The organism is Mesorhizobium sp. LEGMi-168a (assembly GCF_058312955.1).
Window position 1 is genome coordinate 60,882 of record NZ_JBZEGV010000017.1, and the last position, 23,549, is coordinate 84,430.

The window sequence follows — 23,549 nt, forward strand, 5'->3', positions numbered from 1 at the left end:
TTTTCAAATATTAAGCTAATGGATACTCGATTTAATTTGCGCTAGAACCTCTTTTGGAATGGCCGGATCGGCTTGCTCCTTGTAGGCTCCTCCATATTTATTAGCAGTGTCGCTAAATACGGCCCAAAGCCTATTAAGTATATACAGTCCAACATAGGTACCTTCAGAATTCCAAGATACGACCACGTCGTCTTGCGAAAAACTGGTTTCTCCAGATATTATAAATATCGAGGACAATATTTTTTCTCTTGGCCCTTTTCGGTTGTCGTACAGATAGAAATAGCCTACCTCACCATCGTATTCAAAAACACCTGCAAGATCACCTGCATGGCGGACGGAACTCTCAAAAATCTCACTATTCATTTCGTCGTCCTAGCCACGGGTGATTCTCAGAAAAGTTGGAGCCAAGCCGATGGTCGGTATGCGTCATCGGGGTCAACTCACCTTCAGGCGTGCCATCTACATGGTGCAGTTCCATTGGATATCCATCATTGGCCGATCGGTGCCTTTCCAGCTTGCATCCTTGTGAGGTCGCTTTCCGAATACGCCCCTGGATTAGATGCTGCTTCGCCCTTCCAATATGCCGCTCGTTCGGCAGCAAACGTAGCTCGATCGATCTTCGAAGTATACTGCGGTGGCGGCTCCGTGGCCCTTGGACTCGTAACGGGCTCCGGATTCATCTTCATGCCCACCGCATCTTTGGCATAGTATCCGGGTCCTTGGAAATCTCCGGGTGCTGCGCAATTGCCGCCACAGATTGGTGCGGCGTTAGGATTTAGCTTACCGGCGCTAACCGGTTCGTAGTCGAACTTAACAAAGTCATCTTCCGCGACATGATCACCAACCGCAGTCTTGCCTTTACCTTTGAAGCCCAGATTCGCTAAGTCCTTGTTGCTATCCGCGGGAGCTTGGGGACCCTTGTCGCTACCCGTAGCTGCACCGCTGTTGGTACCGCCGCCCTCCTTGCCGCTATTTGCCAGCCCCGCGGCGCTGTCGTCGGATGATCGTAGCGAATGCCCGTTCGGATCGCTCTTATTGACTGGATCGTTCTGGGCATAGGCATATCGGTTCGTTCCGACGCCAGGCAGCGTCGGATCCCAGTCATCGGGTGAGATGAACCTCCCCAGCACGGGATCCATGTATCGTGCATTGAGGTAGAGCAGTCCGGTCTCGGGGTCGAAGCGCTCGCCGATGTAGGACTTCTGCGTCTGGAAGCCTGAGTTGAGGCGTTCGCCATAGGTGGCGTAGTTGGTGGCCTCGGCGATATCGCCACTGCTATCCGTCACCATGCGCACCGAGGCGAGATGGTCGCGGTGCAGGAAGAACTTGGTCGCGCCGACCACCTTCACGTCCGGATGCGGGTAGCGGGTGTAGATTTCCGCGCCCGGTGTTGCCGGATCGATCTCGACCGAGGCGTCGGGATAGAGCGTGGTGGCAAAGGAGGAAGCCTTCTTCGCCCGCGCGCCGTCGGGGCCATAGGCGAGGTTAACGGTGTTGGAGGCGAGCGTGACGGTCTTCAGCCGGTTGGCTTCGTCCCAGGTCAGTGTCCGGCTGCCATCGGAGGTCAGGTTGCCGTTGGCGTCATAGGCCATGGCGTTGGCGCCGACACTGGTCGGCGCATGCGGACGAGCTGCGCTCGCCGCTGGGTATGTGTAAGTGCCGGCCACACGGCTGCGCGAGACCATGTTGTCGTTGGCGGCATAGACGAAGGTCTCGTCGAGCGTGTTGTCGCCAAGATTGTCTGACGCGGTCAGCCGGTCGGCATTGTCATAGCCATAGGTCCAGCTGTCGGAAGCCGTCAGCCCCGTGGTGCCGGTGATGCGGCCGAGAGTGTCGCGGGCGTACTGGTCGTCGAGCAGCACGGTCGCGCCCCTCGAGGTGGTGACGCGCGTCACCCAACGCCGGGTCGGCGAGTAGGTGAAGGCGGTCTTCACACCGTTGGCGTAGTTGATCTCCTTGGTCTGCCCATCGGCCTCATAGAGTGTCGAGGTGATGAAGCCGGGGGCTGAGGCAAGCTTGTTGCCGGCAGTGTATTGCAGCGGTGAGGCCGCAGTGCCGAAGTCGAGCTCAACCGGCAGGTATTGCGTCGCGATCGCCTGGCCCGAGGCATCGCGGGTCGTGATGGTGGTGTGGGTCAGCCCTGCGATGGTGGCGTCCTGCCGCGCCAACGGCGCCGATATGGTGCAGCGTCTGGCCAGGCTGACGCCGCAGCAGCTGAGGGTCCTCCAGATGCTGCGCCAGGGCATGCTGAACAAGCAGATCGCCTACGAGCTGCAGGTAGGCGAGACGACGGTGAAAGCGCATGTGTCGGAGATTTTGCGCAAGCTCAATGTCTATAGCCGCACGCAAGCGGTGATCGAGGTGTCGAAGCTGGACAATGCTGAGCTGTTCAGGGACCAGGCGGGGTTTTGATGCCGCAGCGTTCTTCCTAAGCTAATTTTTCTCTAAGAGATAGGCTACTTGTTCGTTAATCCAGGTGCTGCCATCAGCACTGATTCGTTGCTTTTTTCCTATAGTACGATTAGCTGGTCCTGCACCATCATGCTGTTGGTAGAAAGCAAGCTGAATCTGGCGTGGGTCGGAGGGAGTTCCAGCGGGGTGCCCGCTATGAGCATACTTCCAGACCATACCCCACATTGGGTTCCAAATTTCGATAAGGTCATGAAATATTTTCATTAGGACGTCTGATTTTAGGCCAACGTCTCTCAAATAGTTTAACTCAAGCGACGCGTTATTTTGGCTGTCACTCGACAAGTATTCTGAGAAGGCGCCGCACGTAATTGATGTTGACGCCTCCAGGTGCCCTAAGCGCTGATTCCAGAATGACAGACGATAGCCTAGCTCTGGGATAGGCTGCCGTGGGGCTGTATCGGTTTTGTTTTGACCTTTCAGAAGCCAGCTACGGAGGACGTCCGTTGACGAGATATCAACTTTTTCCGAGGCCATAGCCTTTTTAAGAGACCTACCCAGTGGTGCCCATTGGGCGAGTCTTGCATCCGACTCCGATATAACTCGAAAATGCGAGAGGATTCGCAAGACAAGCTCGTCCAGTTCCTCTTTCCTTTTTCCCCAATAAACATAGATATTTACTGACATAAGGCTGATCTTTTTCTAGGTCGTTTGGCTGTTTATCGGTTCCTAAAGCAATTCTGTGGGCGTCCGAGCACGGGATCCATGTATCTGGCGTTGAGGTAGAGCAGCCCGGTCTCGGGATCGAAGCGCTCGCCGATGTAGGACTTCTGCGTCTGGAAGCCTGAGTTGAGGCGTTCGCCATAGGTGGCGTAGTTGGTGGCCTCGGCGATATTGCCGGTACTGTCGGTCACCATGCGCACCGAGGCCAGGTGATCGCGATGCAGGAAGAATTTTGTCGCGCCGACGACCTTCACGTCCGGATGCGGGTAGCGGGTGTAGATTTCGCCTCCAGGCGTTGCCGGATCGATCTCGACCGAGGCGTCGGGATAGAGCGTGGTGGCGAAGGAGGAAGCCTTCTTCATCCGTGCGCCGTCAGGGCCGTAGCTCAGGTTGACGGTGTTGGAGGCGAGCGTGACGGTCTTCAGCCGGTTGGCCTCGTCCCAGGCGAGCGTGCGGCTGCCGTCCGAGGTGAGATTGCCGTTGGCGTCATAGGCCATGGCGTTTGAACCGACGCTGGTCGGCGCATGCGGACGCGCTGCGTTCGCCGCCGGATATGTGTAGGTGCCGGCCACACGGCTGCGCGAGACCATGTTGTCGTTGGCGGCATAGACGAAGGTCTCGTCGAGCGTGTTGTCGCCGAGATTGTCGGACGAGGTCAGCCGGTCGGCATTGTCATAGCCATAGGTCCAGCTGTCGGAAGCCGTCAGCCCCGTGGTGCCGGTGATGCGGCCGAGAGTGTCGCGGGCGTACTGGTCGTCGAGCAGCACGGTCGCGCCCCTCGAGGTGGTGACGCGCGTCACCCAACGCCGGGTCGGCGAGTAGGTGAAGGCGGTCTTCACACCGTTGGCGTAGTTGATCTCCTTGGTCTGCCCATCGGCCTCATAGAGTGTCGAGGTGATGAAGCCGGGGGCTGAGGCAAGCTTGTTGCCGGCAGTGTATTGCAGCGGTGAGGCCGCAGTGCCGAAGTCGAGCTCAGCCGGCAGGTATTGCGTGGCGATCGCCTGGCCCGAGGCATCGCGGGTTGTGATGGTGGTATGGGTCAGCGTGCCGATGGAGGCATCCTGCCGCGCCACCTTGCCGAAGCCATCATACTTGTAGCTTTGCGTCGCGGCCGGATTGGTCGAGGTGGTCAGCTGGCCGATATTGTAGGAGCCGGCAGCCGCCTCGTCATAGGTGTTTTGCGTCAGCGTGACGGCGCTGCCGCCGGAAGCCGTTGCCGTCTTCTGCGTCAGCCGGTCCATCTGGTCATAGCTGAGATTGGTCACCGTGCCCCTGGCATCGGTCTGGCTGATGAGCCGGTTGGCCGCATCGTAGGTGTAGGTCCAGGTGCCGAGGTCGGGATCGGAAGCCGACAGCCGGTTGCCGAGCATGTCGTAGGTGTAGCTCCAGGTCGAGCCGCCGGGGTCCGTCACTCCGATCAAGCGGCCGAGCACGTCATAGCTGCGGCTCTCACCGAGATTGAGACCGCCATTGTCGCGAACGATGCCGGCGATATCGCCATGCGTCGTCCAGGCTGTCCGGGTCTGATGGCCGAGTTCGTCGGTCATCGTCACCGCATTGAGGCGCGGATTGACGCCTGTTCCTGTCGCTAGCTCGTTCAAATAGCTGCGCTGGCTCGAATCCGGATTGACCGTCAGGATCAGCCGGTCGTTCCAGTCGTAGGAGTTGGTGGTCCACTGCGCTGCATCGCCGACGAACCTCGGGAAGGCGGTGCGCAGCACATTGGAGCGCGGATCGTAGTCGGTGTCGGCGATGCGCCTTGGTCCGGCCGTCGTCTCGCCGGGGGTCTCGACACGGTAGATCCGGCCCAAGCCGTCATAATAGGAGCGGGTAAAGTCCTCGCCGGCGCCGTTGGGCAGCGGCGTGTATTTGACCAGCGCTTGTGTTGCCGGATTGCCTTCGCTCTCGAAGCGCGTCTTGGCATAGGCGCCTGTCACACTCTGCGAGACCTGATAGGGCCGGCAGAAGGGATCGTAGGCAAAGGTCTTCACCAGACCGTTCCAGTCGGTCTTGGTCGCCAGAAGCCCGCACACTGCATTGAAGGTCGCGGTCGAGACGAAGCGGGTGTCGGCAACTTGACCGCCGGTGGCAAAATACTTCGGCGCCCGCTCCGTCACCGGATAGAGGTGATAGGTCGGATCATAGTCCCACTCGGTGCGGTGGCCGAGGCCGTTGCTGGCCGCGGTTCTGTTGCCAAACGAGTCGTAGGCAAAATACTGGTTGACCGCCGTGCCTGTGGAGACATTGCTGAAGCTCTGCACCTGGGTCAAATTGCCCTTGGTCGGCACCGCCCACACATCGGTGCTGCCGTCATAGTAATTGTGCTTGTAGCTGACATAGGGATCGCTGCCGGTGAGCCCCGCATGCACCCGCTCGGCAATCAGCGAAGAGACGATGTAGGCCGATGTGTTGGGCGAGAAGAAGCGTTCCGTCCAGGTCTCGTCGCCGCTGGCATCGGTGCGGCCATAGTCCTTGAGGCTGACGACGTTGTTGTAGGCATCGAAGCCGCGCTCGACCCTGAGCGTGTGCGTGACGTTCTCGGTCAGCGTCGTGTCGGTCGCGGTATTCTGGACCGTGTAGGGTTTGGTCGTGGCGTTGACGGCATAGGTCTCGGCGACCTGCTTGTGCGCGGTGCCCGCGCCATCCTTCCACACCGTCAGCGACGGCAGGCCGTAGCTGGCCAGATCCTGGCGATAGGTGGTCTCGATCTTGGAGGGCGCCGTCTCGCCATTGGCCAGCGGCCTGGTCTCGACGATGGAGGCGAAGCCCAGGAACTTGCGCGCCGCCGGATCGTATTTGCCACCGGAATATTGATAGGTGCTCACCGCCGTCTGCCCGCGGCCGTCGCCCACCGAAAGCTTCGTCACCGCATGCACCACCTGCGGCAGGTAGTTATTCGCCCACGTCGACGATGGCGTGTACTCAACCGCCACCGTGCCGCCCAGCTCCGTCACGATCTGCTTCAAAAGGTTCGGATTGCCGGTGCCGGCGTTCGAGATGATCATGCTGGCATAGGTGGTGAAGTCCGCCAGCCCGTCGCCGTTGAAGTCGCCGATCACGTCCCCGACTGTTGGAATCGATGCCGGGCGCGCGAGATTGACCGCAGCGTAGGTCGTGGATGAGGAGGGTTGAAGAGAGTAAACTTTGATCAAACGTGTTTCACCCTGGCCGACAACAACGTTGTCGCTCAGCGTAAAAACATCCGTTCTTCCATCATTGTCGAAATCACCCAGAATCGCCTTGCCGCCGAGAATACCGCTGGTAGCCGTGAAGTTTTTAAAACCGACGCCGGTCGACAGATATACCGTGATCTCGTCGGCGCTTGATCTATATCTGGCAACGTCAGTCGCACCGTCGCCGTTGAGGTCTGCGAAGACGCAGGAGCCAGGATTCAAGAGTGTGTCAAACTGGCAATTTATGTTGAAAGCGGTTCCGCCTGCTTGCCATTTGCCGCTGGAAAGGACGCCCTTCTTGAGGGTGGTACTCACAATGAACAAGGGCTGTTGCTTGCCATTGCCGAGGAAGTCCCCGACGCCCATGCTGGTGTCGGTGGATGTGGCGCGTTTCTCCACGGTGTCAATTCCGTCACCATTCGTATCGGCCACAAATGGCGAACTCGTGGGAGGCGTAGACACATTGCTGTAGCTTGGCAGGCTGCTGCATACGGACTCGTATCCAGCGGGAGCTGGGCTGCAACCAACGTTGGTCATGGCGAGATTGGCATCGGTCAACACCAGAGAGGGGGTCGCCGAGTAGGTGTCGGTGCAAACCTCCCCACGGTCATGCGTACCATGGCACGAAGTTATTTTCGAACCCGTGTATTGGGCAAAGTCCATCGCGTTCTTAGTTGCCAGAAAGCGCCCGGGATCGAGTGCGGTCAAAGCAGAGGGGCTCGGCGATTCAGGAATGCTGGCATTGTTTGTTGTCGTGGTCGTCGTCGTGTCGGCGAACAATGTCTTTACATCGAACCGGGCGCCATCGATGCCAAACTTGATTATTCTCTTATAATTCTGTGATACCCTTTTTGTATATTCAGTGTGATCTCCCGTCGATCCTCCACCGCCGGTCGTTATTGTGGTGGTGGTCTCGGAGTACCGACAGCACAATTCATCCCTACCGTCGAAGTTAAGGTCGATGGCATCTCTTGGATACCCGTAGCTTGGATTGCCGCCAGTGGCCGGGATGCGTTCGTAGAGCGGAGTATTGACGGTGGTGTAGCTCCAGTCGGCGTTCTGATAGGCCATCTGGGCGACGACCTTCGACGTTCCGCTGGTGATGGTGCCATCGGCGGCAATGGTGGCATCGGTGCCGTGGCGGGTAACCTGGGTCAGCCGCGAGGCGTTGGAGAACGGCGCCTGGTCGTAGGTCAGCTTGTAGGCGCTGCGCATCGAGGCGCCGACCAGGACACCGATCGTCTTGATGCGCTGGCTGGCTTCCGAGATGTCGCGACCGTTGCCCATCAGGATCAGGTCGGGACGGGCCTCGTAGTAGAAAGTGATGCTGGTGCCATTGTAGGTGACGCTTGCCGGATAGCAGGTCGGGCTTGTCGGGCAGGTATAGTTGTAGATGACCGTATTGCCGTTGGTGTCGGTGACGGAGGTCAACAGCCAGCGATAGCTGAAGGCAAGATCATAGGCCGGCGTGCCGGCTGCCGGATTGATATTGGCGACGGCACCCACCGAGCGGAAGGTCGAGACCGTGCCGTCCCTGTCGGTTACCTTCCATTCATTCGTGCTGCTGTTCAGCGCGATGCGGCGATAGCTTTCGTTGTCCGTCGCATGCGTGCCGCCGGTCGCGCAGGACGGCGAGACCATGCCGGCAACGCAGGCGACCATCGCCTGGCCGTCGAGCAGGAAAATGTCGGTCGCGTCATAGACTGGCATGCCGTAGCCGGGGCTTGCCCGCTCGATGACATCAAAACTGTCGAGCCCCCAGGCATAGCCGAGCCAGCCCTGGTAGAGGCCGCCGAGCTTGGTCTTGCGCGACGAATTGTAGTTGAGCGCGATCTGCGGCTCGATGCCATGGAAGGCCGGCACATCGATGGCAACCGAATAGCCGAGATTGCCATTGCCGGCGGCCTTGGGCAGATCGACCTTCGGCGTGCCGATCGCCTCCGGATCGCCGCTGGTGGTCGTGGTCGACGTTGCAGCCGCAGTCGCCGCGGCTGCGGCAGGCTCCTCGGGCGCTGCCTCCGTATCGGTGGTCTTGGCCTTGCCGCCCGACTTCGGATCGGTCGTCGTCTTGGTGTCGGCAGATTTACCGTCGTCCGCGGTCTTCCCGTCGCCCGGCTTGACGCCGACCTTGGCCGCCTCATCGGGGCTGCCCGTCACCTGCGTCGTGCCGGAACCGGCGCCGCCGGTCTCCGAGGACGGATCGGAGGATGTCGCGTTGCCGCTCGGCTGGCCGCCCAGCGCCGCGCCGCTATTGCCGAAACCATTTGTTGGCGCGCCTGTATCGACCGAAGGGCCTTGCGCCTCTTGCGCGAACGCTACTGTCCCCGCACTTCCGCTAATATAAGAAACAACAGAAACATCCGCGCCGACGACGCCCGCGGCAAGCACTGCCGCGCCAACAAGCAACCGCCTCATGAGTCCCCCCGAGCAAGTTGCTTATCGATACTCAATCCGGATTTGAGCGATACGACACCGAAACGTCACACAACATTTGTCCACAGGTTTATTTGAGAGTTGAACCGCATAGGCTAGCTTGATACAACAATCGGCTAAGTTCCAATGCGTTCGAGCGCCATATGGCAATTGCCTTGCGCAATATCTTCGAGCGCAAATAGCTCTCTTGTTTTGTGGTGACAGAAAAACCGCGCCCTTAAGCCAGCAAATGCGCCAATAACGCACGCAACTGCGCCGGCTTTAGCGGCTTGCGCATCAATTCGATGCCGGCGGCGCGGGCGGCTTTGGCGATGAGTTCGGAGCCATCGGCGGTGACGATCAGCGCCGGGACAGGGCGGCCGAGATAGTCGCGGACTTCGGCTATTGTCGCGGTGCCGAGGTCGCCGCCGTCGAGATGCTGGTCGGCGATGATGATGTCCGGTACCCAAGCGGTGTCGCCCAGCAGGTCGAGCGCATCGTCGGTCGAGGTCGCGGCGCGCACCAGGCATTGCCAGCGCTCGAGTAGCGAGGTCATGGCGCTCAGCACGTCGGCGTCGTTTTCCACCAGCAGCACCCTGGTGCCGAACAAGCCGTAGCCGCGCGGCCGTTCCAAATCGCCGATGCCCGCTGCCGGCTCAGCCGCGGCGGTCATGCCGACCGGCACATCGATATGGAAGATCGTGCCGCGCCCGACTTTCGACGAAAAGGTGACGGGATGGCCGAGCGCGGCCGCCATGCGGCGCACGATGGCGAGGCCGAGGCCCAATCCGCCGGCCAGCCCGGCATCGACGAGGGTCGAGGTGCCGCGATGGAACTCCTCGAACACCGCCTCGCGCTGGTCGTCGGGGATGCCGCAGCCGGTGTCGGCGACGTCGATGCGGATGGTATCGCCGCGATGCCTGGTGCCGACCAGCACGCCGCCCGAGCGGGTGTAGCGCAGCGCGTTGGAGAGGATGTTCTGCAAGATGCGGCGCAGCAACGTACGGTCGGAGCGCACGACGGCATTGACCGGCCGGAATTTCAGCGACAGGCCCTTGTTCTGCGCCTCAGGCAGGAAATCCGAGCGCAGCGAGGAAAACAGCGCCTCCAGGCTGACATCGCCAATCTCTGGCTGCACCACGCCGGCGTCGAGCTTGGAGATGTCGAGCAGCGTGCGCAGCAAGTCTTCCATCGTCTCCAGCGAGCGCTCGACCTGCCGCACCAGCTTCTTGCCTTCCTCGCTGGTCTGGACTTCGGCGAGTGCCGAAACCGACAGGTGCGCGGCGTTGAGCGGCTGCAGCACGTCGTGGCTGGCGGCGGCGAGGAACCTGGTCTTGGAAAGATTCGCCAGTTCGGCGTTTTCCTTTGCCGCGCTGAGCTCGATGTTCGACCGCTCAAGCCGGCGCAGCGTCGTATGCAACTCCTCGGTGCGGGTGCGCACCTGGTTCTCCAGCGAGATCGCGGTCTGGAACAAAGAGAAGGCGTTGACCTGCTGGTCCATCGAGCGTTCGACGCGGCTGACGAGAGCGGCATTGATCTTCTTCAGCTTCTCGAGGTCGTCGATATCACGAAGCGGCATGGCAGTTCACTCGGCCGCCCGGCGCTCACCGAAGGCGATGCCGGTGAAGGTCTGGTTGAGATGCATCGAGCGATACTGCTCGCCATAGGTGCCGAAACCGATGACGTTCTTGGTCCGGTAGAGCTCGGAAATATCGCGGAAGACCTGGCGGTTGCGCGCGTCGAGCCGGCGCAGCACGCAGTCGAAGCCGAGCACCATGTCGATACCGCCGAGCTTGCGCTCGACGTCCAGCAGGGCGTCGCGAGTCGCTTCCACCATGTTCTTGGGCTGCGCGATGGACAGAACGACGCCGTCGTCGATGGCGCAGAAGAAGGACAGCGAGCCGTCGGCATGCATGCGCTGGATCGAGCGGCAATAATATTCGCCACCAACCTTCACCACGACAGGGTGAGACGCGAAGCTTAAGGGTGTCAGCGCCTGCGGCACCATGCCGACGGAGGCGGCGTATTCCTCCGCCGCGTTGGTGGCGTTGAATTCGCGCACGATTCGATGGTCGGGATCAGACGCCGTCACCACCAGCTTCTCGTCGGTGGGAATGAAATTGTCGGTCTTGAAGACATGGAAGGGGATCTCGGTCGCGATCAGCACGACGATGGCGCTGTCGGAAGCGATCTTGCCGTTCGAGATCAGCCTTGTCGTTTCGAATTTCAGGTCGTCGCCCGCCGAGCCGCCAATCAGCGGAATGTCGTCCAGTCCCCAGTGAATGGCCGAGGTCACCGCTTCCTCGGCGTAGGAGAGCCCATCGATGAAGCAGAGCGCGAAAACGCTTTTCGCGCGCTCCTGGCCAGCGCGGCCGCGCAGCAGGCTCCTCAGCGAGGCGACCTCGTCGGTGATCCTGTCCATGCCGGAGGAGGAAAGGTTCTCGAGCATGATGCTGGCGGTCGAAAACGATGATGACGGCAGAAGCAAAGCGAGGATGTGGCCTTCCTCCAGCCCTTGCGGCGTGATCTCGCCGGCGGTCGAGCAGCCAGCATAGGCAAGCGAAGGCGCATTGAGCTTCAGCGCCTGTGCAAGTGCCGCCGCGTCGACGAGGCTCTGGGAGAAGAAGAGCAGCGCGAAGCCGGCGTCGACGGCCGCGGCTTCGGCTGCGATTGCCCGGGCAAAGGCATTAGGGTCGGGCTCATCGGTGGTGAGCGCCGAGAGGCCGCATGCATAGCGCGTGCTCGAACTGGCCAGTTTGCCTTCTCCCGCAATTCCTCCAACGCTGTTTTTGTACGTGTCGGGCACGTGGGGCGTCCCAGGCATCTTTGCCTTCAATCACGGTTTTGGCAATGGGCCGGGTGCGGTACCGCGCGGCGCTTTGGCCATGACCGAAAGTACAATTGGCGGAAAGCCGGCCGCGCTGTTTCCTACCGTTGCGCGATATGAGGATAGCGCATTGCCGAAGCATTAGCACGGCATCGGCATCGGATGACCAAGGTTATACCCAGGGGAGGGGCTGCATGTCGGATGTGTCGTTGACTGTGAATGGCAAGCGGGTCAGCGGGAGCGCCGAGGACCGAACGCTGCTGGTGCATTTCTTACGGGACCATCTCGGCCTCACAGGTACCCATGTCGGCTGCGACACCTCGCAATGCGGCGCCTGCGTCGTGCATGTCGACGGCAGAGCCGTGAAATCCTGCACGATGCTCGCCGTCCAGGCCTCCGGGTCGACCATCGTGACCATCGAGGGGCTGGCGAACGGTGCCGATCTGCACCCGGTGCAGGCGGCGTTCAAGGAGCATCACGGGCTGCAATGCGGCTTCTGCACGCCGGGCATGATCATGGCGGCGACCGACATGATCGCGCACCATCCGGAAGGACTCGACGAGGCCACCGTGCGCGCCGAGCTCGACGGCAATATCTGCCGCTGCACCGGCTACCACAACATCGTCAAGGCGATCCTCGCCGCATCGCAAGCGATGGCGAAGGGGTCGAAGGGCAAGGCGAAGCAAGCTGCTTGATAGGGGAGTAAGGGAATAGGGGAGTAAGGGAGTAAGCCACTTGGCACTTAATTCCCTACTCCCTTGCTCCCCTACTGCCCTATTCCCCTAAATTCCGGAGGAATTTCTTATGGGTATCGAAGGTGTCGGCGCTCGCGTGGCGCGCAAGGAAGACAAGAGGTTCATCACCGGCGGCGGCCGCTATGTCGACGACATGGTGGTGCCCGGCATGAAGCATGCCGTGTTCGTGCGCAGCCCGCACGCGCATGCGCAGATAAAGAAGATCGACGTCAGACAAGCTCAAGCGATGCCCGGCGTCGTCGGCGTGCTGACCGGCAAGGAACTCAAGGCCGACGGGATCGGCAATCTCATTTGCGGCTGGATGATCCATTCCAAGGACGGCACGCCGATGAAGATGGGCGCCTGGTCGCCGCTCGCGGTGGATAAGGTGCGCTATGTCGGGGACGCCGTCGTCATCGTCATCGCCGACACCAAGGGTCAGGCGCGCGATGCGGCGGAAGCGGTCGAGATCACCTACAAGGAACTGAAGGCGGTGGTCGAGGCGACCAAGGCGCTCGAAAAGGGCGCGCCGCAGATCCATGCCGAGGCCGAGAACAATCTGATCTTCGACTGGGAGCTCGGCGACGGCAAGGCAACCGATGCCGCGATCAGGTCGGCGGCCCACGTCACGCGCATGAAGATCGTCAACAACCGGCTGGTGCCGAATGCGATGGAGCCGCGCGCTGCACTTGGTCACTACGACAAGGCCGAGGATCATTACACCTGCTGGACGACCTCGCAGAACCCGCATGTCGCCCGGTTGGTGCTGAGCGCCTTCTACAATGTCGCGCCGGAGAACAAGCTCAGGGTGATCGCGCCCGACGTCGGCGGCGGCTTCGGCTCGAAAATCTACATCTATCCGGAAGAGATCGTCTGTCTGTGGGCGTCGAAGAAGACCGGCGTTCCAGTCAAATGGGTTGCCGACCGCACCGAAAGCTTCCTCTCCGACGCGCATGGCCGCGACCATGTCTCGACGGTGGAAATGGCTTTCGACAAGGACAACCGGATCACCGGCCTCAAGGTCGACACGATAGCCAATCTCGGCGCCTACATGTCGCTGTTTTCGTCCTGCGTGCCGACCTACCTCTACGCCACGCTGCTGTCGGGCCAGTACGACATACCGGCGATCCACGCCAATGTGCGCGCCGTCTATACCAACACCGCGCCGGTCGATGCCTATCGCGGGGCAGGGCGGCCGGAAGCCACCTACGTGCTGGAGCGTATGATGGAGACCGCCGCGCGCGAGCTCGGCGTGTCGCCGGCGGAATTGAGGCGCAAGAACTTCATCACCTCCTTCCCGCACCAGACGCCGGTGATCATGAACTATGACGCGGGCGACTATGCCGCCTCGCTCGATGCGGCGATGAAGGCCGCCGACTATGCCGGCTTCACCAAGCGGCGATCGGATGCCGCCAAGCAAGGCAAGCTGCGCGGCATCGGCATGAGCTGCTACATCGAGGCGTGCGGCCTTGCGCCATCCGCTGCGGTCGGTTCGCTCGGCGCCGGCGTCGGACTGTGGGAATCGGCCGAGGTGCGCGTCAATGCGGTAGGCACGATCGAGGTGCTGACCGGCTCGCACAGTCATGGCCAGGGCCACGAGACGACCTTCGCGCAGCTGGTCACCCAGCGCTTCGGTGTGCCGATCGATTCGGTCTCGATCGTCCACGGCGACACCGACAAGGTGCAGATGGGCATGGGCACTTACGGGTCGCGCTCGGGCGCCGTCGGCATGTCGGCGGTCGCCAAGGCGCTCGACAAGGTCGAGGCCAAGGCCAAGAAGATCGCGGCGCATCTGCTCGAAGCGGACGAGGGCGACATCGTTATCGAGAATGGCGAGGTCAAGGTCGCCGGCACCGACAAGAGCCTGCCCTGGTTCCAGGTCGCGCTTGCCTCCTATACCGCGCACAACCTGCCGGCCGGCATGGAGCCGGGCCTGAAAGAAACGGCCTTCTACGATCCGTCCAACTTCACCTTCCCCGCCGGCTGCTACATCTGCGAGGTCGAGATCGATCCGGAAACCGGCCTGACGGAAATCATTCAGTTCGTCGCGGCCGACGACTTCGGCAACATCATCAATCCGATGATCGTCGAGGGGCAGGTGCATGGCGGCATTGCGCAAGGGGTCGGCCAGGCACTGCTCGAAGGCGCGTATTATGACGCCAGCGGGCAGCTGCTGACGGCGAGTTATATGGACTATACGATGCCCCGCGCGGGCGACCTGCCGTCGTTCAAGGTCTCGACCTCGAACACGCCATGCCCGGGCAATCCGCTCGGCGTCAAAGGCTGCGGCGAGGCCGGCGCCATCGGCTCGCCGCCGGCGGTGATCAATGCCATCACCGATGCGCTCGGCGTCGTCGACATCGCCATGCCGGCGTCGCCGTCGACCGTGTGGTCGGCGATACGCGCGGCGAAATGAGTGAGTAGTGAGTAGGGAATAGTGAGTAGGGAATAGAGAGCCTTGGCCTCCGTCAGCGGCCATCTCCCTACTGACTACCGACTACTCACTACTCCCCAATCACTTTAGGGGAGGAACCCATGTACGCAGTCAACTACCACCGCGCCGCCTCGGTCACCGAGGCGGCCAAGCTGTTGAAGAGCGGTGACGCCAAGCTGCTCTCCGGCGGCATGACGCTGATCCCCGCCATGAAGACGCGGCTCGCGGCGCCTTCGGATCTGGTCGACGTGTCGCGGCTGAAGGAGCTGCAGGGCGTCAAGGTTTCCGGCAAGACGGTCACCATCGGAGCGGCGACGACGCATTACGACGTCTCAAGCGACGAGAAGCTGAAGAAGGCCTGCCCGGCGCTCGCCCATATGGCCTCGCTGATCGGCGACCCGGCGGTGCGCTACAAGGGCACGATCGGCGGCTCGATCGCCAACAACGATCCGGCGGCCGACTATCCGGCGGCATTGCTGGCGTTGGGAGCGACCATCGTCACCAACAAGCGCCAGATCGCCGCCGACAAATTCTTCAAGGGCCTGTTCGAGACGGCGCTGAAGGAGGGCGAGATCATCACGGCGGTGACCTTCACCGCGCCCGCCAAGGCGGCCTATCAGAAATTCCGCAACCCGGCCTCGCGTTACGCGATCGTCGGCGTGTTCGTCACCAAGGGCAAGGATGGAGTGCGAGCGGCGGTGACCGGCGCCGGCGACGACGGCGTCTTCCGCTCCAGGGAAATCGAGGCGGCGCTGGCGAAGAAGTTCGACGCCTCGGCCCTCGACGGCCTCAAAGTGCCGGCCAAAGGCCTGATGAGCGACATCCATGCCTCCGCCGACTATCGCGCCAATCTGATCGCGGTGATGGCGAAGCGCGCGGTGGCCGCGGCCAACGCGTGAACGCTCGCAGCCTGGACGAAAGGAAGGGGCCGTAGCGGCCCCTTTTCCTTTTGTATTCGCAACGACTTGGCAGGAATTACCCGAGAATTCGCGGCTTCGCACTTGCACAAGATTATCCCGCACTGCAAAATGAACGCGGCGGGAAACGAAGCGGTTCCAGGCACGGGCCATCCGTGCCGGGGCCTCGAGTTGCGAAGGACGGCATGACCGACATCTCCGCGACGGCCGGTGTCCTGCCACGGGCCGCAGCCGACAAAGCGGCGCGTACAAGGCTGGCCTATCTCGACGGCTGGCGCGGGCTGTCGATCGCGCTCGTGCTGATCGGCCATTTCTTTCCGGTTCCCGGCATCAATCTCGGCGTGCTCGGCGTCGAGTTCTTCTTCGTGCTCAGCGGCCGGCTGATGGGCGAGATCCTGTTCATCGAACGCTTTCCGCTGAAGAAATTCTTCAAGCGCCGCTTCTCGCGTATCTATCCGGCGCTGTTGGTGTTCGTGATCGCCGCCATGGCCGGGCTCGCCGGCAGCTTCATCGCCTTCAAGTGGAAGGCGGCGCTGACGGCGCTGACCTTCACCTACAACTATGCCGGCATTCTCGTAAACCGCGCCGGCGCGCTCGACCATATCTGGTCGCTCTGCGTCGAGGAGCATTCGTATATTCTGCTGGCGCTGATCAGCATGGTGGTGTCCGGGCGTGCAAATGTCGTGCGGCTGCTTATGGCGCTGTCGCTGCTTGCGATGGCCAACGGCGCCATCTCCTACTGGGCGTTCGGCATGGACTACGAGACCAGCTACTGGCGCACCGACGTGCATATCGCCTCGATCCTGCTTTCGGCGGCGATCTGCCTGCTCAAAGCCGACGGACGGCTGCCGGCCTTTCTGATGAACCGGCATGTGGCGCTGGCGGCTGCCGCTGGCGCGGTCTTGCTGTTCCTCGATCCGGTGCCCACGCCCGTGCACTATCTATTGGGAGTGCCGCTGCTCGCGCTCGCCGTCAACACGCTCGACTTCGCGGGCGGGTATCTCACCGGATTGCTGTCGTCGCGGCCGATGGTGATGCTGGGGCTGTGGTCCTATTCGCTCTATCTCTGGCAGCAGCCCTTCTACAAGTTCGTCTATGACCGGGACAGCGCGCCGATCCCGATGCTGGCCGCGGTCTTCGCCTGCGCGCTGGCGAGCTACTACATCATCGAAAAACCAGCCCGGGGCTGGCTCAACCGCAATTGGTGAAGGTGGTCAGTTCTTGATGCCCTTTTGAGCGGCCAGATAGCGCCGAAGCCCGGCTTCGCCGCGCGGCGTGGTCCAGCGGTGGTTCCAGGCAAAGGCCGGCCTGAGCAGCGGCGCCAGGAATTTGAGGATCGGCCTTCCCACGATGACCTGCCAGGTGAGCTTCACATGCGTTCCGGTTCCGGACGGCGATAGTTCGGCTCGCCATAGCCCATCGAAATCGCCGAAGGTCTTCACCACCACCAGGCGACCTGGCTCGAGCTCGGCCGCCTCGATGATGAAATTCAGCTCATAGGGCAGGGCGCCTCGCGCCCTGGCTCTCGCCCGCGACCCGACGACGCCCTTGCCCTTTTTGTCGAGGGGTTCGACCTCCTTATAGGCGTCGCCCCACCAGAGCGGCAGAAGCTCGGCATCCGAAAGGACGTCCCATACCTCCTGCGGCGTCGCGTCCGGAATGTCCCAGCTCTCGTCGAAGCGGAAGACGTTGCTCGGCATGACATGACCCCCAGCCAGCGCAGCGGCCACATTAGCTCTGGCTTGTTTTTGGGACCAGCAATCTTTGTCGCTTAGCCGGCGACCGGCTTGGCGTAATAGCGCACCGACTTCTTGCCGCCGTGAATCACGGCATCGCCGACCTCGGCGAAGCCGAGCGCTGCGTGGAAGGCATCCGAGGCAGGATTCGGCGGATCGGCGTTGACCTCGCAGGTGACGATCGTATGGCCGGCGCGCCGGGCATGCTCGAACAGATCCTCATAGAGCCGGCGCGCATGGCCACGGCCGCGCGCCTCGGCCGCGACCACCACCCGGTCGACATAGACGAAGCGCGGATAGCGCTCGCGAAACCAGAGGAAGTTGGGGCTGTCGTAGCGCGCGTCCTGATCGAAGCACATGATGAAGGCTTCGAGCGCGCCGATGCGGCGCGCGTAGAAAGCCTGCCCGATCAGGAACGACAGCCGCTCAAGCTCCAGCCAGGACAGTTCGGCGGCATGCTCGTTGTTGAGGGTGAGGATAGCGGCCTCGTCGGCGGGCGTGACGCGTTCGATCAGCAGCCGGTCTTTCCACATCGTTGTCTCCGGCATCACGCTCTCGCGGCCGCGATCGTTGCCGCCACCAGAATCTCGTCGGTCACCGTGTTGCGGTATTCGCGATCGAGATCGGCGCCGCCCATGCCGACATGCGGGTTGCGGTAGCGCATGGCGCTCGGCACGTCGGCAAGCGCCGCGAAATGCATCTCGCTCAGTCCGGTTCGCCTCAGGACTTCGCCGATATTGTCGGGCGCTAGTCCGCCGCAGCCGAGGATGATGATGCGTTCGCCAGCCTGGCGAACGAGCTGCGCAAGCAGGTCAACGCCTTCCAGCGCCGTGTCGCGCTGGCCGCTGGTCAGCACCCGGCCGACCTTGCAGCGGATCAGCGCCTCGAGCGCCTCCGGCGGATCGCGCGTCATATCGAAGGCGCGATGGCAGGTGACGTTGAGAGGGCCTGCGGCCTGCACCAGCTCGCTCATGCGCGCCTCGTCGATGGCTCCGTCAGCGGTCAGGCAACCGACGACGACGCCGGCCACGCCGAGATCGCGGAGGGCTTCGACATCGGCGAGCATCGAGCGGTATTCCGCCTCGCTATAGAGAAAATCGCCGCCGCGCGGGCGCACGATGACATGGAAGGGGATGGTTGCGCGTTCGAGCGCGGCGCGCACAGTGCCGAGGCTCGGTGTGATGCCGCCTTCGACCAGGCTGGCGCAAAGCTCGACCCGGTCGGCGCCGGCGGCCTGCGCGGCAAGCAGCCCATGGATGCCTTCGACGCAGATTTCGATCAGCGGCTGTCGGGCGTCAATCACAAGTGTCCATCCATGCTTCAAATAGGGGTGACCAGCCCTAGCATCGGGACGGGTGTCGCGAAAGCCGCAACGATCGATCCAGCAAGCGAAGACGATGGCCTTCAGCCGTCGGGCGTGGCGGGTGCCGCTTGACAATCCATAACTGCAAGGTTATGGGTAAATCATAACCGAATGGTTATTGATTTCACCAAAGCCGCCATTGGCGAATCCGATGCGCGATAACGGTTGCAAGACCACAGGAGACAAACGATGGAAGCCAGATTGAAGAACCCGGTGATGCTCATTCCCGGCGCCCTGCAGGCGTTGCTGGCGCTGGACAAATCGACCGAAGCCGCCGAGGTGCCCTATGTGACGCGCAAGCTCATCCATCTGCGTGCCAGCCAAATCAATGCCTGCAGCGTTTGCGTCGACATGCACGCGCGCGAGCTGAAGCAGGCGGGCGAGAAGGACGAGCGGATCTTTGCCGTCTCCGCCTGGCGGGAAACGCCTTACTTCAACGGTGCCGAACGGGCTGCTCTTGCGTTGACGGAGGCCGCAACGCGCTTGGCCGATCGCTCCGACGCGGTGCCCGACGACGTCTGGGACGAGGCCGCCCGTCATTATGACGACAAGGCGCTGGCCGCGTTGGTGATTCAGATCGCGCTGATCAATGCGTTCAACCGCCTGAATGCGCCGACCCGGCAGCCGGTGGGCGCTTGGGGCTAAGACAGCTAGCCAGGCGTCCACCTCGGGGCGGGCGCCTGGCAAACGGATACTTGAAGCCCTTTGCCTCGATGCCTGCAGATGCAGGTGCCTGCCTGGCTACTGCTTCAAGATCGTGTTCTTGGCGCCCTGTTTGACCTGGTCGATCACCAGAAGCTTCACCGGATCGACGCCGATATTGGTGGCCTGATGCCATTGCCCGATCATCTCGACGATGAAATCGCCGGTCTTGTAGGTGTTGCTGCTGCCGGTCTCGATATTGGTGACCTTGAGCGTGCCTGCCTCGACGTAGGCATAGCGCGGGAAGGGGTGCTTGTGCACTGGAAGCGTCGCGCCGGGGGCGATCTGATAGGCCGAAACCTGAACCTCGACATTCCCCTGCGGCAGCGTGATCGGCTGGCCTGAGGCGGTGGTCGTCTTGGAGGCAAGCGGCGTGACGACGCCCGGTGTGCCGGAACTGTCCAGAGCGAGGGCGGTGCTTGAAGAAAGCGCTGCCGCCAGCAGCAGCGCCGATGCCAGGATGTTGCGCATGAATCCTCCCCGAAAGTCGCGCGACCATCGCGCGACATGCATTCGCGCGCAAGTGCAACGGCGGCGTCTTTGGAAACGCGAGCCGCGCTTCGATCAAACTCGTCGCCTTCTGACAGGCATTGGACCGTAGCGCGGATGCGACCTTCACCGATTCCGGGGTGTCGTATCGGCGGGCCGTTCGGCCGTCGGCGCCGCGCTCTGGGCGTTTGCCGGAAACAGATAGGTCGCCACCGCGCTCAGGATGAGCGTCGCCGCGGCCTGGATTTCGGGCGAAGTCAAATCGGGTGGCAAGGCGTATTTCGAGCCAAGCCAGCCCACCGCGCCACCGACGATCGAGCCAATCAGTTTGGAGTAGTTAGCCATGATGGCCGCTCTCCCATGAAACCGGACAATCGTCGTAAACGCGTGCTCATCCTCGAGGTTGCACGGCAACGGGCATCATCTGGCGGCAACAAATGATCCAGCATCCGCAGGGTCGTTTGAGCCCATAGCTGAACGCAGTCGAGCGGATCGCAGAACAGAATTCCGCGCTTCGTCCAATGTCGGTTGAAAAACTTGGCTCCCGAGCTGGACGAAACTGCGAACTATGAACTGCCGATCCCTTCCAGCATCTCAATCGAGGCGTCGCTGAGCAGTTTTGAGCGACATGTGCTACTGGCCGGTTCCTGTGACCTTTTGCCGGAGGGATCTGACCGCTTCCAGCAGCTCCCGCTCGCAAGTGTGAGCATTTCGAAAAATGGCCACAACCATCGTCGCTAAAATTTCGGCGTCCGGGTCCAAAGGATCGAGCTGTTCATCCGCGCAGACCTGGTTGAACACGCGTTCGCAAACAGCCAGATCGAGAGGGCTAAGACAGGTGCGACTAAAACGCTGGCGCAGCATTGAGCGGACCTTTCCGGCCCGCCGCCCGTGCTTTGCGGCGGGCTTTTATCACTGAGGCTTGAGCGACAGTATCGTCAATAGTATTGTAGCCAGATTTCCTCCGGGCTTATGATTGCGTTGTCAGCAGCCCTAGGATCTGCGCGCACTCGCGAGATCTATATTGTCCGGAGGTCATAAGCTGGTAATAGTCTTGCCGCTTGTCTTCCGGTATACAAAAACCGCGCCGAAAATCCGCCGCCTCTTTTGGAGTTCTGGTGCAGCCAAGTTTGCTGGCGCTGACTTTCAAGCTCGCCAATGAGCATCCGAGCTTTGCCGCAATGTTTTTCAATGGCTCGTTGTTAACGTATCCATCAAGAATTATCTTGCGGCGGGCTTCTCCTTTGAGCTTTTCGTTCATTTCGTGGTCTCCTCAACATCGCTTTCACGATGCTGGAATCTATACGCACCAGTTTGGAGAGTGTCGTTATCTTCGCATCCAGAAACTTATCTCGGGATGCATTTCTTGCTGTAATCCAGCGTGATCGCCGATGCGGCCAACAGGCTTGCCAGAGGCCCGGGATACACCACATGATTGCGAGGGCATGGGCATACCGGAATCGGATATGACACCACGCGCGATGGACGCCAAAAAGCAGGACGAGGCCCATGCTGCGCAAGCGCCGGAGCGTGAGCGACGCCGTTGGCCGCGCGACGTTCAACCTAGCAATGAGGTCGCTCCACAACTCGCGCCGGTACTAGAACCGTTGTCCTTTTCAACGCTCGCGCTGGCACCAGGGGATCAATTCACCGCTTGGCAAGCGCATGTGGCACCGCTTGTCGAGGTCAAGCTGCCGGATAACAAATCGCCGGACGACGGCTTTCCCGCCGACCACACGGCTTGGAATCTTGGTGGCATGCTGGTCGTTGAACAGCGTGCGCCAGCGCACAGTTATATACGTTCTGCCGCGAAGTTACGGTCCAGCTCGATCGATCACTGGTATGTCGTCTTACCACATACTGGCCGGTCATGGACGGAGGTTGATCGCCGCGTCGCGGAGGGCCAGCCGGGCAAATTGGAGATCAGGTCGCTTGGCTACCCGTTTCGCGGAAGGACAACGGAATCCGAAAGTCTCTTTCTCTATTTGCCGCGTGATTTGTTCGCCGACGCGGCGGGGACCCTCGACGCGAACAACAATTCAATTCTGTCCGGTAACTTTGCTAACCTTTTGATCGACTACGTCAACAGCATCGTAACAAGACTGCGCAATCTCACGGCGGAAGATCTGCCCCGCATCGTACACGCAACACGCAGCATGATCATTGCCTGCCTTGCGCCTCCGGCGGAACATGCCGCGGCGGCCGAACAACTGGCGAGTGTCGCGCTCATGGAGCGAGCGCGTCGATACGTCCAAAACAATCTGGACGCGGCTCGTCTGACACCGGATTCTATGTGTCGGGCGCTCGGCGTTTCTCGATCTCGCCTTTATCAGTTGTTCGAACCGAGCGGTGGCGTTCTCCACTACATTCAAAGTCGCCGACTTTTAGCAGCCCATCTTGCGCTTAGCGACCCGGCGGACAGCCGACGCATTGTTGAAATTGCGGAAGCCTTCGGGTTCAGTTCAGCGGCAAACTTCAGCCGAGCGTTCAGCAAGGAGTTCGGTTACAGCCCGCGTGAAGGCCGCAGGACGATGGTATTGCCGCGCCCCGCCCACTCTGTTTCGCTTGGCGCGCACGAGAAGGCCTCTTCCTTTGAAGCTTGGCTCAAAGCGCTTGGAAGCTGAGCAGGGCGTTGGCGGCCCTCGGAGAGGATGCCGCGCCGATATCGAGATATGCACGCCAGGATAAGTATTTGGATGCGCAGCTAACGACAATGCGCCCTTATTCATAGATGTTCGTGACGGATTAGCGGGGCTCGGCACAGGCGGTAGGTTTCCAAGTTGGGGGGAAATATCGATCCGCCTGTGCCGATCGCGCCAACGCTATCCGTCAAAGATGGTGGCGTAATTGAGTAAGCGTGCCAAGCCGGGGGCGGCCGGCCGGAATTCATTCCGCAGCAGAATGGCTTAGTGGGGGCTCGGCACGGGCGGCAGGTGTCCAAGTTGGGGACATCGGTCCGCCTGTGCCGATAACGCCACCGCTATCCGTCAAAGATGGTGGCGTAATTGAGTAAGCGTGCCAAGCTCGACGGCAGCCGGCTGGAGTTCATTTCGCCGCAGATGCCAACTCTTGTCGAGCGGATACCCGAAGATGAGGGATGGGTTCACGAGGCCAAGCTCGACGGCTACCGGACGCAGATCATCATCGATAAAGGTGGCGTGCGTCTGTACAGCAAGAACGGCCGTGATTGGACGACAAAATACTGGTCCCTCGCCCTGGCTGTCGAACTGCAGTGTCGGGCCGCCATTCTCGACGGCGAGGTGATTGTGTCAGGCGTGCGTGGTTCGCCCGATTCCGCTGCGCTGGAAGCCGCGATCTGGAACGAGCCGAGCCGGCTGGTGTTCGTCGCGTTCGACATTCTCCATCTCGACGGTCTCAATCTCGTCCGCTTGCCCTTGCTGCAGCGCAAGCAAGCGCTGCGGCAATTGGTTCAGCCTGGCGTCGGCAAGATCCAATACAGTGAGCATTTTGAGGGCGACGCGCTGGCGATCTTTCGCGCCATCGAGAAAACCGGGCTTAGTGGCGTCATTTCGAAACGCGCCGATAGCCGCTACAGGAGCGGACCGTCTAAGACATGGCTGAAGGCCAAATGTTCGAGAAAGCCGATTTCGAATTGCTAGGTGTGTGATC

Annotated in this window: 20 protein-coding genes and 1 pseudogene; 8 read left to right on the forward strand and 13 right to left on the reverse strand. The window is 61.3% G+C overall.

Annotated features, from left to right (window positions below; all coding sequences use genetic code 11):
- Positions 1–15: 15 nt before the first annotated feature.
- Together AC4FWB_RS21380 and AC4FWB_RS21385 are read right to left on the reverse strand one after the other, a co-directional pair.
- Positions 16–363 (reverse strand): DUF2251 domain-containing protein, encoded by a 348-nt coding sequence (locus tag AC4FWB_RS21380; RefSeq protein WP_491028240.1) that lies wholly within the window; start codon positions 361–363, stop codon positions 16–18.
- A gap of 125 nt (positions 364–488) precedes the next feature.
- On the reverse strand, positions 489–2,168 hold the full coding sequence (locus AC4FWB_RS21385) for an RHS repeat-associated core domain-containing protein (RefSeq protein WP_491028241.1): 1,680 nt from the start codon (positions 2,166–2,168) through the stop codon (positions 489–491).
- 1 nt (position 2,169) lies between these two features.
- Between AC4FWB_RS21385 and AC4FWB_RS21390 the strand changes: the two are divergent.
- Positions 2,170–2,412 (forward strand): annotated as a pseudogene (locus AC4FWB_RS21390) (helix-turn-helix domain-containing protein); the annotation flags it as partial.
- A gap of 21 nt (positions 2,413–2,433) precedes the next feature.
- Here AC4FWB_RS21390 and AC4FWB_RS21395 read toward each other — a convergent pair.
- From AC4FWB_RS21395 to AC4FWB_RS21410, 4 genes are all read right to left on the reverse strand, one after another.
- Positions 2,434–3,096: an Imm52 family immunity protein gene (locus tag AC4FWB_RS21395; protein WP_491028242.1), complete on the reverse strand. Its 663-nt coding sequence runs from the start codon at positions 3,094–3,096 to the stop codon at positions 2,434–2,436.
- Positions 3,097–3,128: 32 nt separating this feature from the next.
- On the reverse strand, positions 3,129–8,720 hold the full coding sequence (locus tag AC4FWB_RS21400; protein ID WP_491028243.1) for a toxin TcdB middle/N-terminal domain-containing protein: 5,592 nt from the start codon (positions 8,718–8,720) through the stop codon (positions 3,129–3,131).
- A gap of 235 nt (positions 8,721–8,955) precedes the next feature.
- Entirely contained in the window at positions 8,956–10,296 is a 1,341-nt protein-coding gene (locus tag AC4FWB_RS21405; protein WP_491028244.1) for an ATP-binding response regulator, read from the reverse strand.
- Positions 10,297–10,302: 6 nt separating this feature from the next.
- The gene (locus tag AC4FWB_RS21410) at positions 10,303–11,541 is read right to left on the reverse strand and encodes an FIST N-terminal domain-containing protein (protein WP_491028245.1); all 1,239 of its coding nucleotides are present in this window, start codon (positions 11,539–11,541) and stop codon (positions 10,303–10,305) included.
- Positions 11,542–11,738: 197 nt separating this feature from the next.
- On the opposite strand from AC4FWB_RS21410, the gene AC4FWB_RS21415 reads away from it, so the two are divergent.
- From AC4FWB_RS21415 to AC4FWB_RS21430, 4 genes are all read left to right on the forward strand, one after another.
- Positions 11,739–12,239: a (2Fe-2S)-binding protein gene (locus AC4FWB_RS21415; RefSeq protein ID WP_491028246.1), complete on the forward strand. Its 501-nt coding sequence runs from the start codon at positions 11,739–11,741 to the stop codon at positions 12,237–12,239.
- A gap of 109 nt (positions 12,240–12,348) precedes the next feature.
- A complete protein-coding gene (locus tag AC4FWB_RS21420; protein WP_491028247.1) occupies positions 12,349–14,694 on the forward strand; it encodes a xanthine dehydrogenase family protein molybdopterin-binding subunit in 2,346 nt (781 codons plus the stop codon).
- Between the two features lie 119 nt (positions 14,695–14,813).
- Positions 14,814–15,611 (forward strand): FAD binding domain-containing protein, encoded by a 798-nt coding sequence (locus AC4FWB_RS21425; protein ID WP_491028248.1) that lies wholly within the window; start codon positions 14,814–14,816, stop codon positions 15,609–15,611.
- A gap of 203 nt (positions 15,612–15,814) precedes the next feature.
- A complete protein-coding gene (locus AC4FWB_RS21430; RefSeq protein WP_491028249.1) occupies positions 15,815–16,837 on the forward strand; it encodes an acyltransferase family protein in 1,023 nt (340 codons plus the stop codon).
- A 6-nt stretch (positions 16,838–16,843) separates the two neighbouring features.
- Here the strand turns inward: AC4FWB_RS21430 and AC4FWB_RS21435 are convergent, their stop codons facing one another.
- The 3 genes from AC4FWB_RS21435 to AC4FWB_RS21445 all read right to left on the reverse strand — a co-directional run bounded on the left by AC4FWB_RS21435 (position 16,844) and on the right by AC4FWB_RS21445 (position 18,668).
- Complete coding sequence (locus AC4FWB_RS21435) at positions 16,844–17,329, reverse strand: SRPBCC family protein (protein WP_491028250.1); 486 nt, start codon at positions 17,327–17,329, stop codon at positions 16,844–16,846.
- Between the two features lie 71 nt (positions 17,330–17,400).
- Complete coding sequence (locus tag AC4FWB_RS21440; RefSeq protein ID WP_491028251.1) at positions 17,401–17,913, reverse strand: GNAT family N-acetyltransferase; 513 nt, start codon at positions 17,911–17,913, stop codon at positions 17,401–17,403.
- Positions 17,913–18,668 carry a copper homeostasis protein CutC gene (locus AC4FWB_RS21445; RefSeq protein WP_491028252.1) on the reverse strand — a complete coding sequence of 252 codons (756 nt, stop codon included), beginning with the start codon at positions 18,666–18,668 and terminating at the stop codon, positions 17,913–17,915. The genes AC4FWB_RS21440 and AC4FWB_RS21445 overlap by 1 nt, the downstream gene beginning before the upstream one ends.
- A 249-nt stretch (positions 18,669–18,917) precedes the next feature.
- On the opposite strand from AC4FWB_RS21445, the gene AC4FWB_RS21450 reads away from it, so the two are divergent.
- On the forward strand, positions 18,918–19,373 hold the full coding sequence (locus AC4FWB_RS21450) for a carboxymuconolactone decarboxylase family protein (protein WP_491028253.1): 456 nt from the start codon (positions 18,918–18,920) through the stop codon (positions 19,371–19,373).
- A gap of 96 nt (positions 19,374–19,469) precedes the next feature.
- Here the strand turns inward: AC4FWB_RS21450 and AC4FWB_RS21455 are convergent, their stop codons facing one another.
- From AC4FWB_RS21455 to AC4FWB_RS21470, 4 genes are all read right to left on the reverse strand, one after another.
- Complete coding sequence (locus AC4FWB_RS21455; protein WP_491028254.1) at positions 19,470–19,901, reverse strand: cupin domain-containing protein; 432 nt, start codon at positions 19,899–19,901, stop codon at positions 19,470–19,472.
- 144 nt (positions 19,902–20,045) lie between these two features.
- Positions 20,046–20,264 carry a hypothetical protein gene (locus AC4FWB_RS21460; protein WP_491028255.1) on the reverse strand — a complete coding sequence of 73 codons (219 nt, stop codon included), beginning with the start codon at positions 20,262–20,264 and terminating at the stop codon, positions 20,046–20,048.
- A gap of 288 nt (positions 20,265–20,552) precedes the next feature.
- Complete coding sequence (locus AC4FWB_RS21465) at positions 20,553–20,783, reverse strand: hypothetical protein (RefSeq protein ID WP_491028256.1); 231 nt, start codon at positions 20,781–20,783, stop codon at positions 20,553–20,555.
- Between the two features lie 106 nt (positions 20,784–20,889).
- Positions 20,890–21,180 (reverse strand): hypothetical protein, encoded by a 291-nt coding sequence (locus tag AC4FWB_RS21470; protein WP_491028257.1) that lies wholly within the window; start codon positions 21,178–21,180, stop codon positions 20,890–20,892.
- Positions 21,181–21,400: 220 nt separating this feature from the next.
- On the opposite strand from AC4FWB_RS21470, the gene AC4FWB_RS21475 reads away from it, so the two are divergent.
- Both AC4FWB_RS21475 and AC4FWB_RS21480 read left to right on the forward strand, forming a co-directional pair.
- Positions 21,401–22,543: a helix-turn-helix domain-containing protein gene (locus AC4FWB_RS21475; protein ID WP_491028310.1), complete on the forward strand. Its 1,143-nt coding sequence runs from the start codon at positions 21,401–21,403 to the stop codon at positions 22,541–22,543.
- Between the two features lie 435 nt (positions 22,544–22,978).
- Positions 22,979–23,539: an ATP-dependent DNA ligase gene (locus tag AC4FWB_RS21480; protein ID WP_491028258.1), complete on the forward strand. Its 561-nt coding sequence runs from the start codon at positions 22,979–22,981 to the stop codon at positions 23,537–23,539.
- Positions 23,540–23,549: the final 10 nt, after the last annotated feature.

Coding starts and splice junctions, on each gene's coding strand:
- AC4FWB_RS21475 (WP_491028310.1), top strand. CDS start 21,401: ATGGACGCCAAAAAGCAGGACGAGGCCCATGCTGCGCAAGCGCCGGAG.
- AC4FWB_RS21430 (WP_491028249.1), top strand. CDS start 15,815: ATGACCGACATCTCCGCGACGGCCGGTGTCCTGCCACGGGCCGCAGCC.
- AC4FWB_RS21410 (WP_491028245.1), bottom strand. CDS start 11,541: ATGCCTGGGACGCCCCACGTGCCCGACACGTACAAAAACAGCGTTGGA.
- AC4FWB_RS21460 (WP_491028255.1), bottom strand. CDS start 20,264: ATGGCTAACTACTCCAAACTGATTGGCTCGATCGTCGGTGGCGCGGTG.
- AC4FWB_RS21420 (WP_491028247.1), top strand. CDS start 12,349: ATGGGTATCGAAGGTGTCGGCGCTCGCGTGGCGCGCAAGGAAGACAAG.
- AC4FWB_RS21395 (WP_491028242.1), bottom strand. CDS start 3,096: ATGTCAGTAAATATCTATGTTTATTGGGGAAAAAGGAAAGAGGAACTG.
- AC4FWB_RS21450 (WP_491028253.1), top strand. CDS start 18,918: ATGGAAGCCAGATTGAAGAACCCGGTGATGCTCATTCCCGGCGCCCTG.
- AC4FWB_RS21470 (WP_491028257.1), bottom strand. CDS start 21,180: ATGAACGAAAAGCTCAAAGGAGAAGCCCGCCGCAAGATAATTCTTGAT.
- AC4FWB_RS21480 (WP_491028258.1), top strand. CDS start 22,979: ATGCCAACTCTTGTCGAGCGGATACCCGAAGATGAGGGATGGGTTCAC.
- AC4FWB_RS21465 (WP_491028256.1), bottom strand. CDS start 20,783: ATGCTGCGCCAGCGTTTTAGTCGCACCTGTCTTAGCCCTCTCGATCTG.
- AC4FWB_RS21455 (WP_491028254.1), bottom strand. CDS start 19,901: ATGCGCAACATCCTGGCATCGGCGCTGCTGCTGGCGGCAGCGCTTTCT.
- AC4FWB_RS21380 (WP_491028240.1), bottom strand. CDS start 363: ATGAATAGTGAGATTTTTGAGAGTTCCGTCCGCCATGCAGGTGATCTT.
- AC4FWB_RS21440 (WP_491028251.1), bottom strand. CDS start 17,913: ATGCCGGAGACAACGATGTGGAAAGACCGGCTGCTGATCGAACGCGTC.
- AC4FWB_RS21400 (WP_491028243.1), bottom strand. CDS start 8,720: ATGAGGCGGTTGCTTGTTGGCGCGGCAGTGCTTGCCGCGGGCGTCGTC.
- AC4FWB_RS21435 (WP_491028250.1), bottom strand. CDS start 17,329: ATGCCGAGCAACGTCTTCCGCTTCGACGAGAGCTGGGACATTCCGGAC.
- AC4FWB_RS21405 (WP_491028244.1), bottom strand. CDS start 10,296: ATGCCGCTTCGTGATATCGACGACCTCGAGAAGCTGAAGAAGATCAAT.
- AC4FWB_RS21425 (WP_491028248.1), top strand. CDS start 14,814: ATGTACGCAGTCAACTACCACCGCGCCGCCTCGGTCACCGAGGCGGCC.
- AC4FWB_RS21415 (WP_491028246.1), top strand. CDS start 11,739: ATGTCGGATGTGTCGTTGACTGTGAATGGCAAGCGGGTCAGCGGGAGC.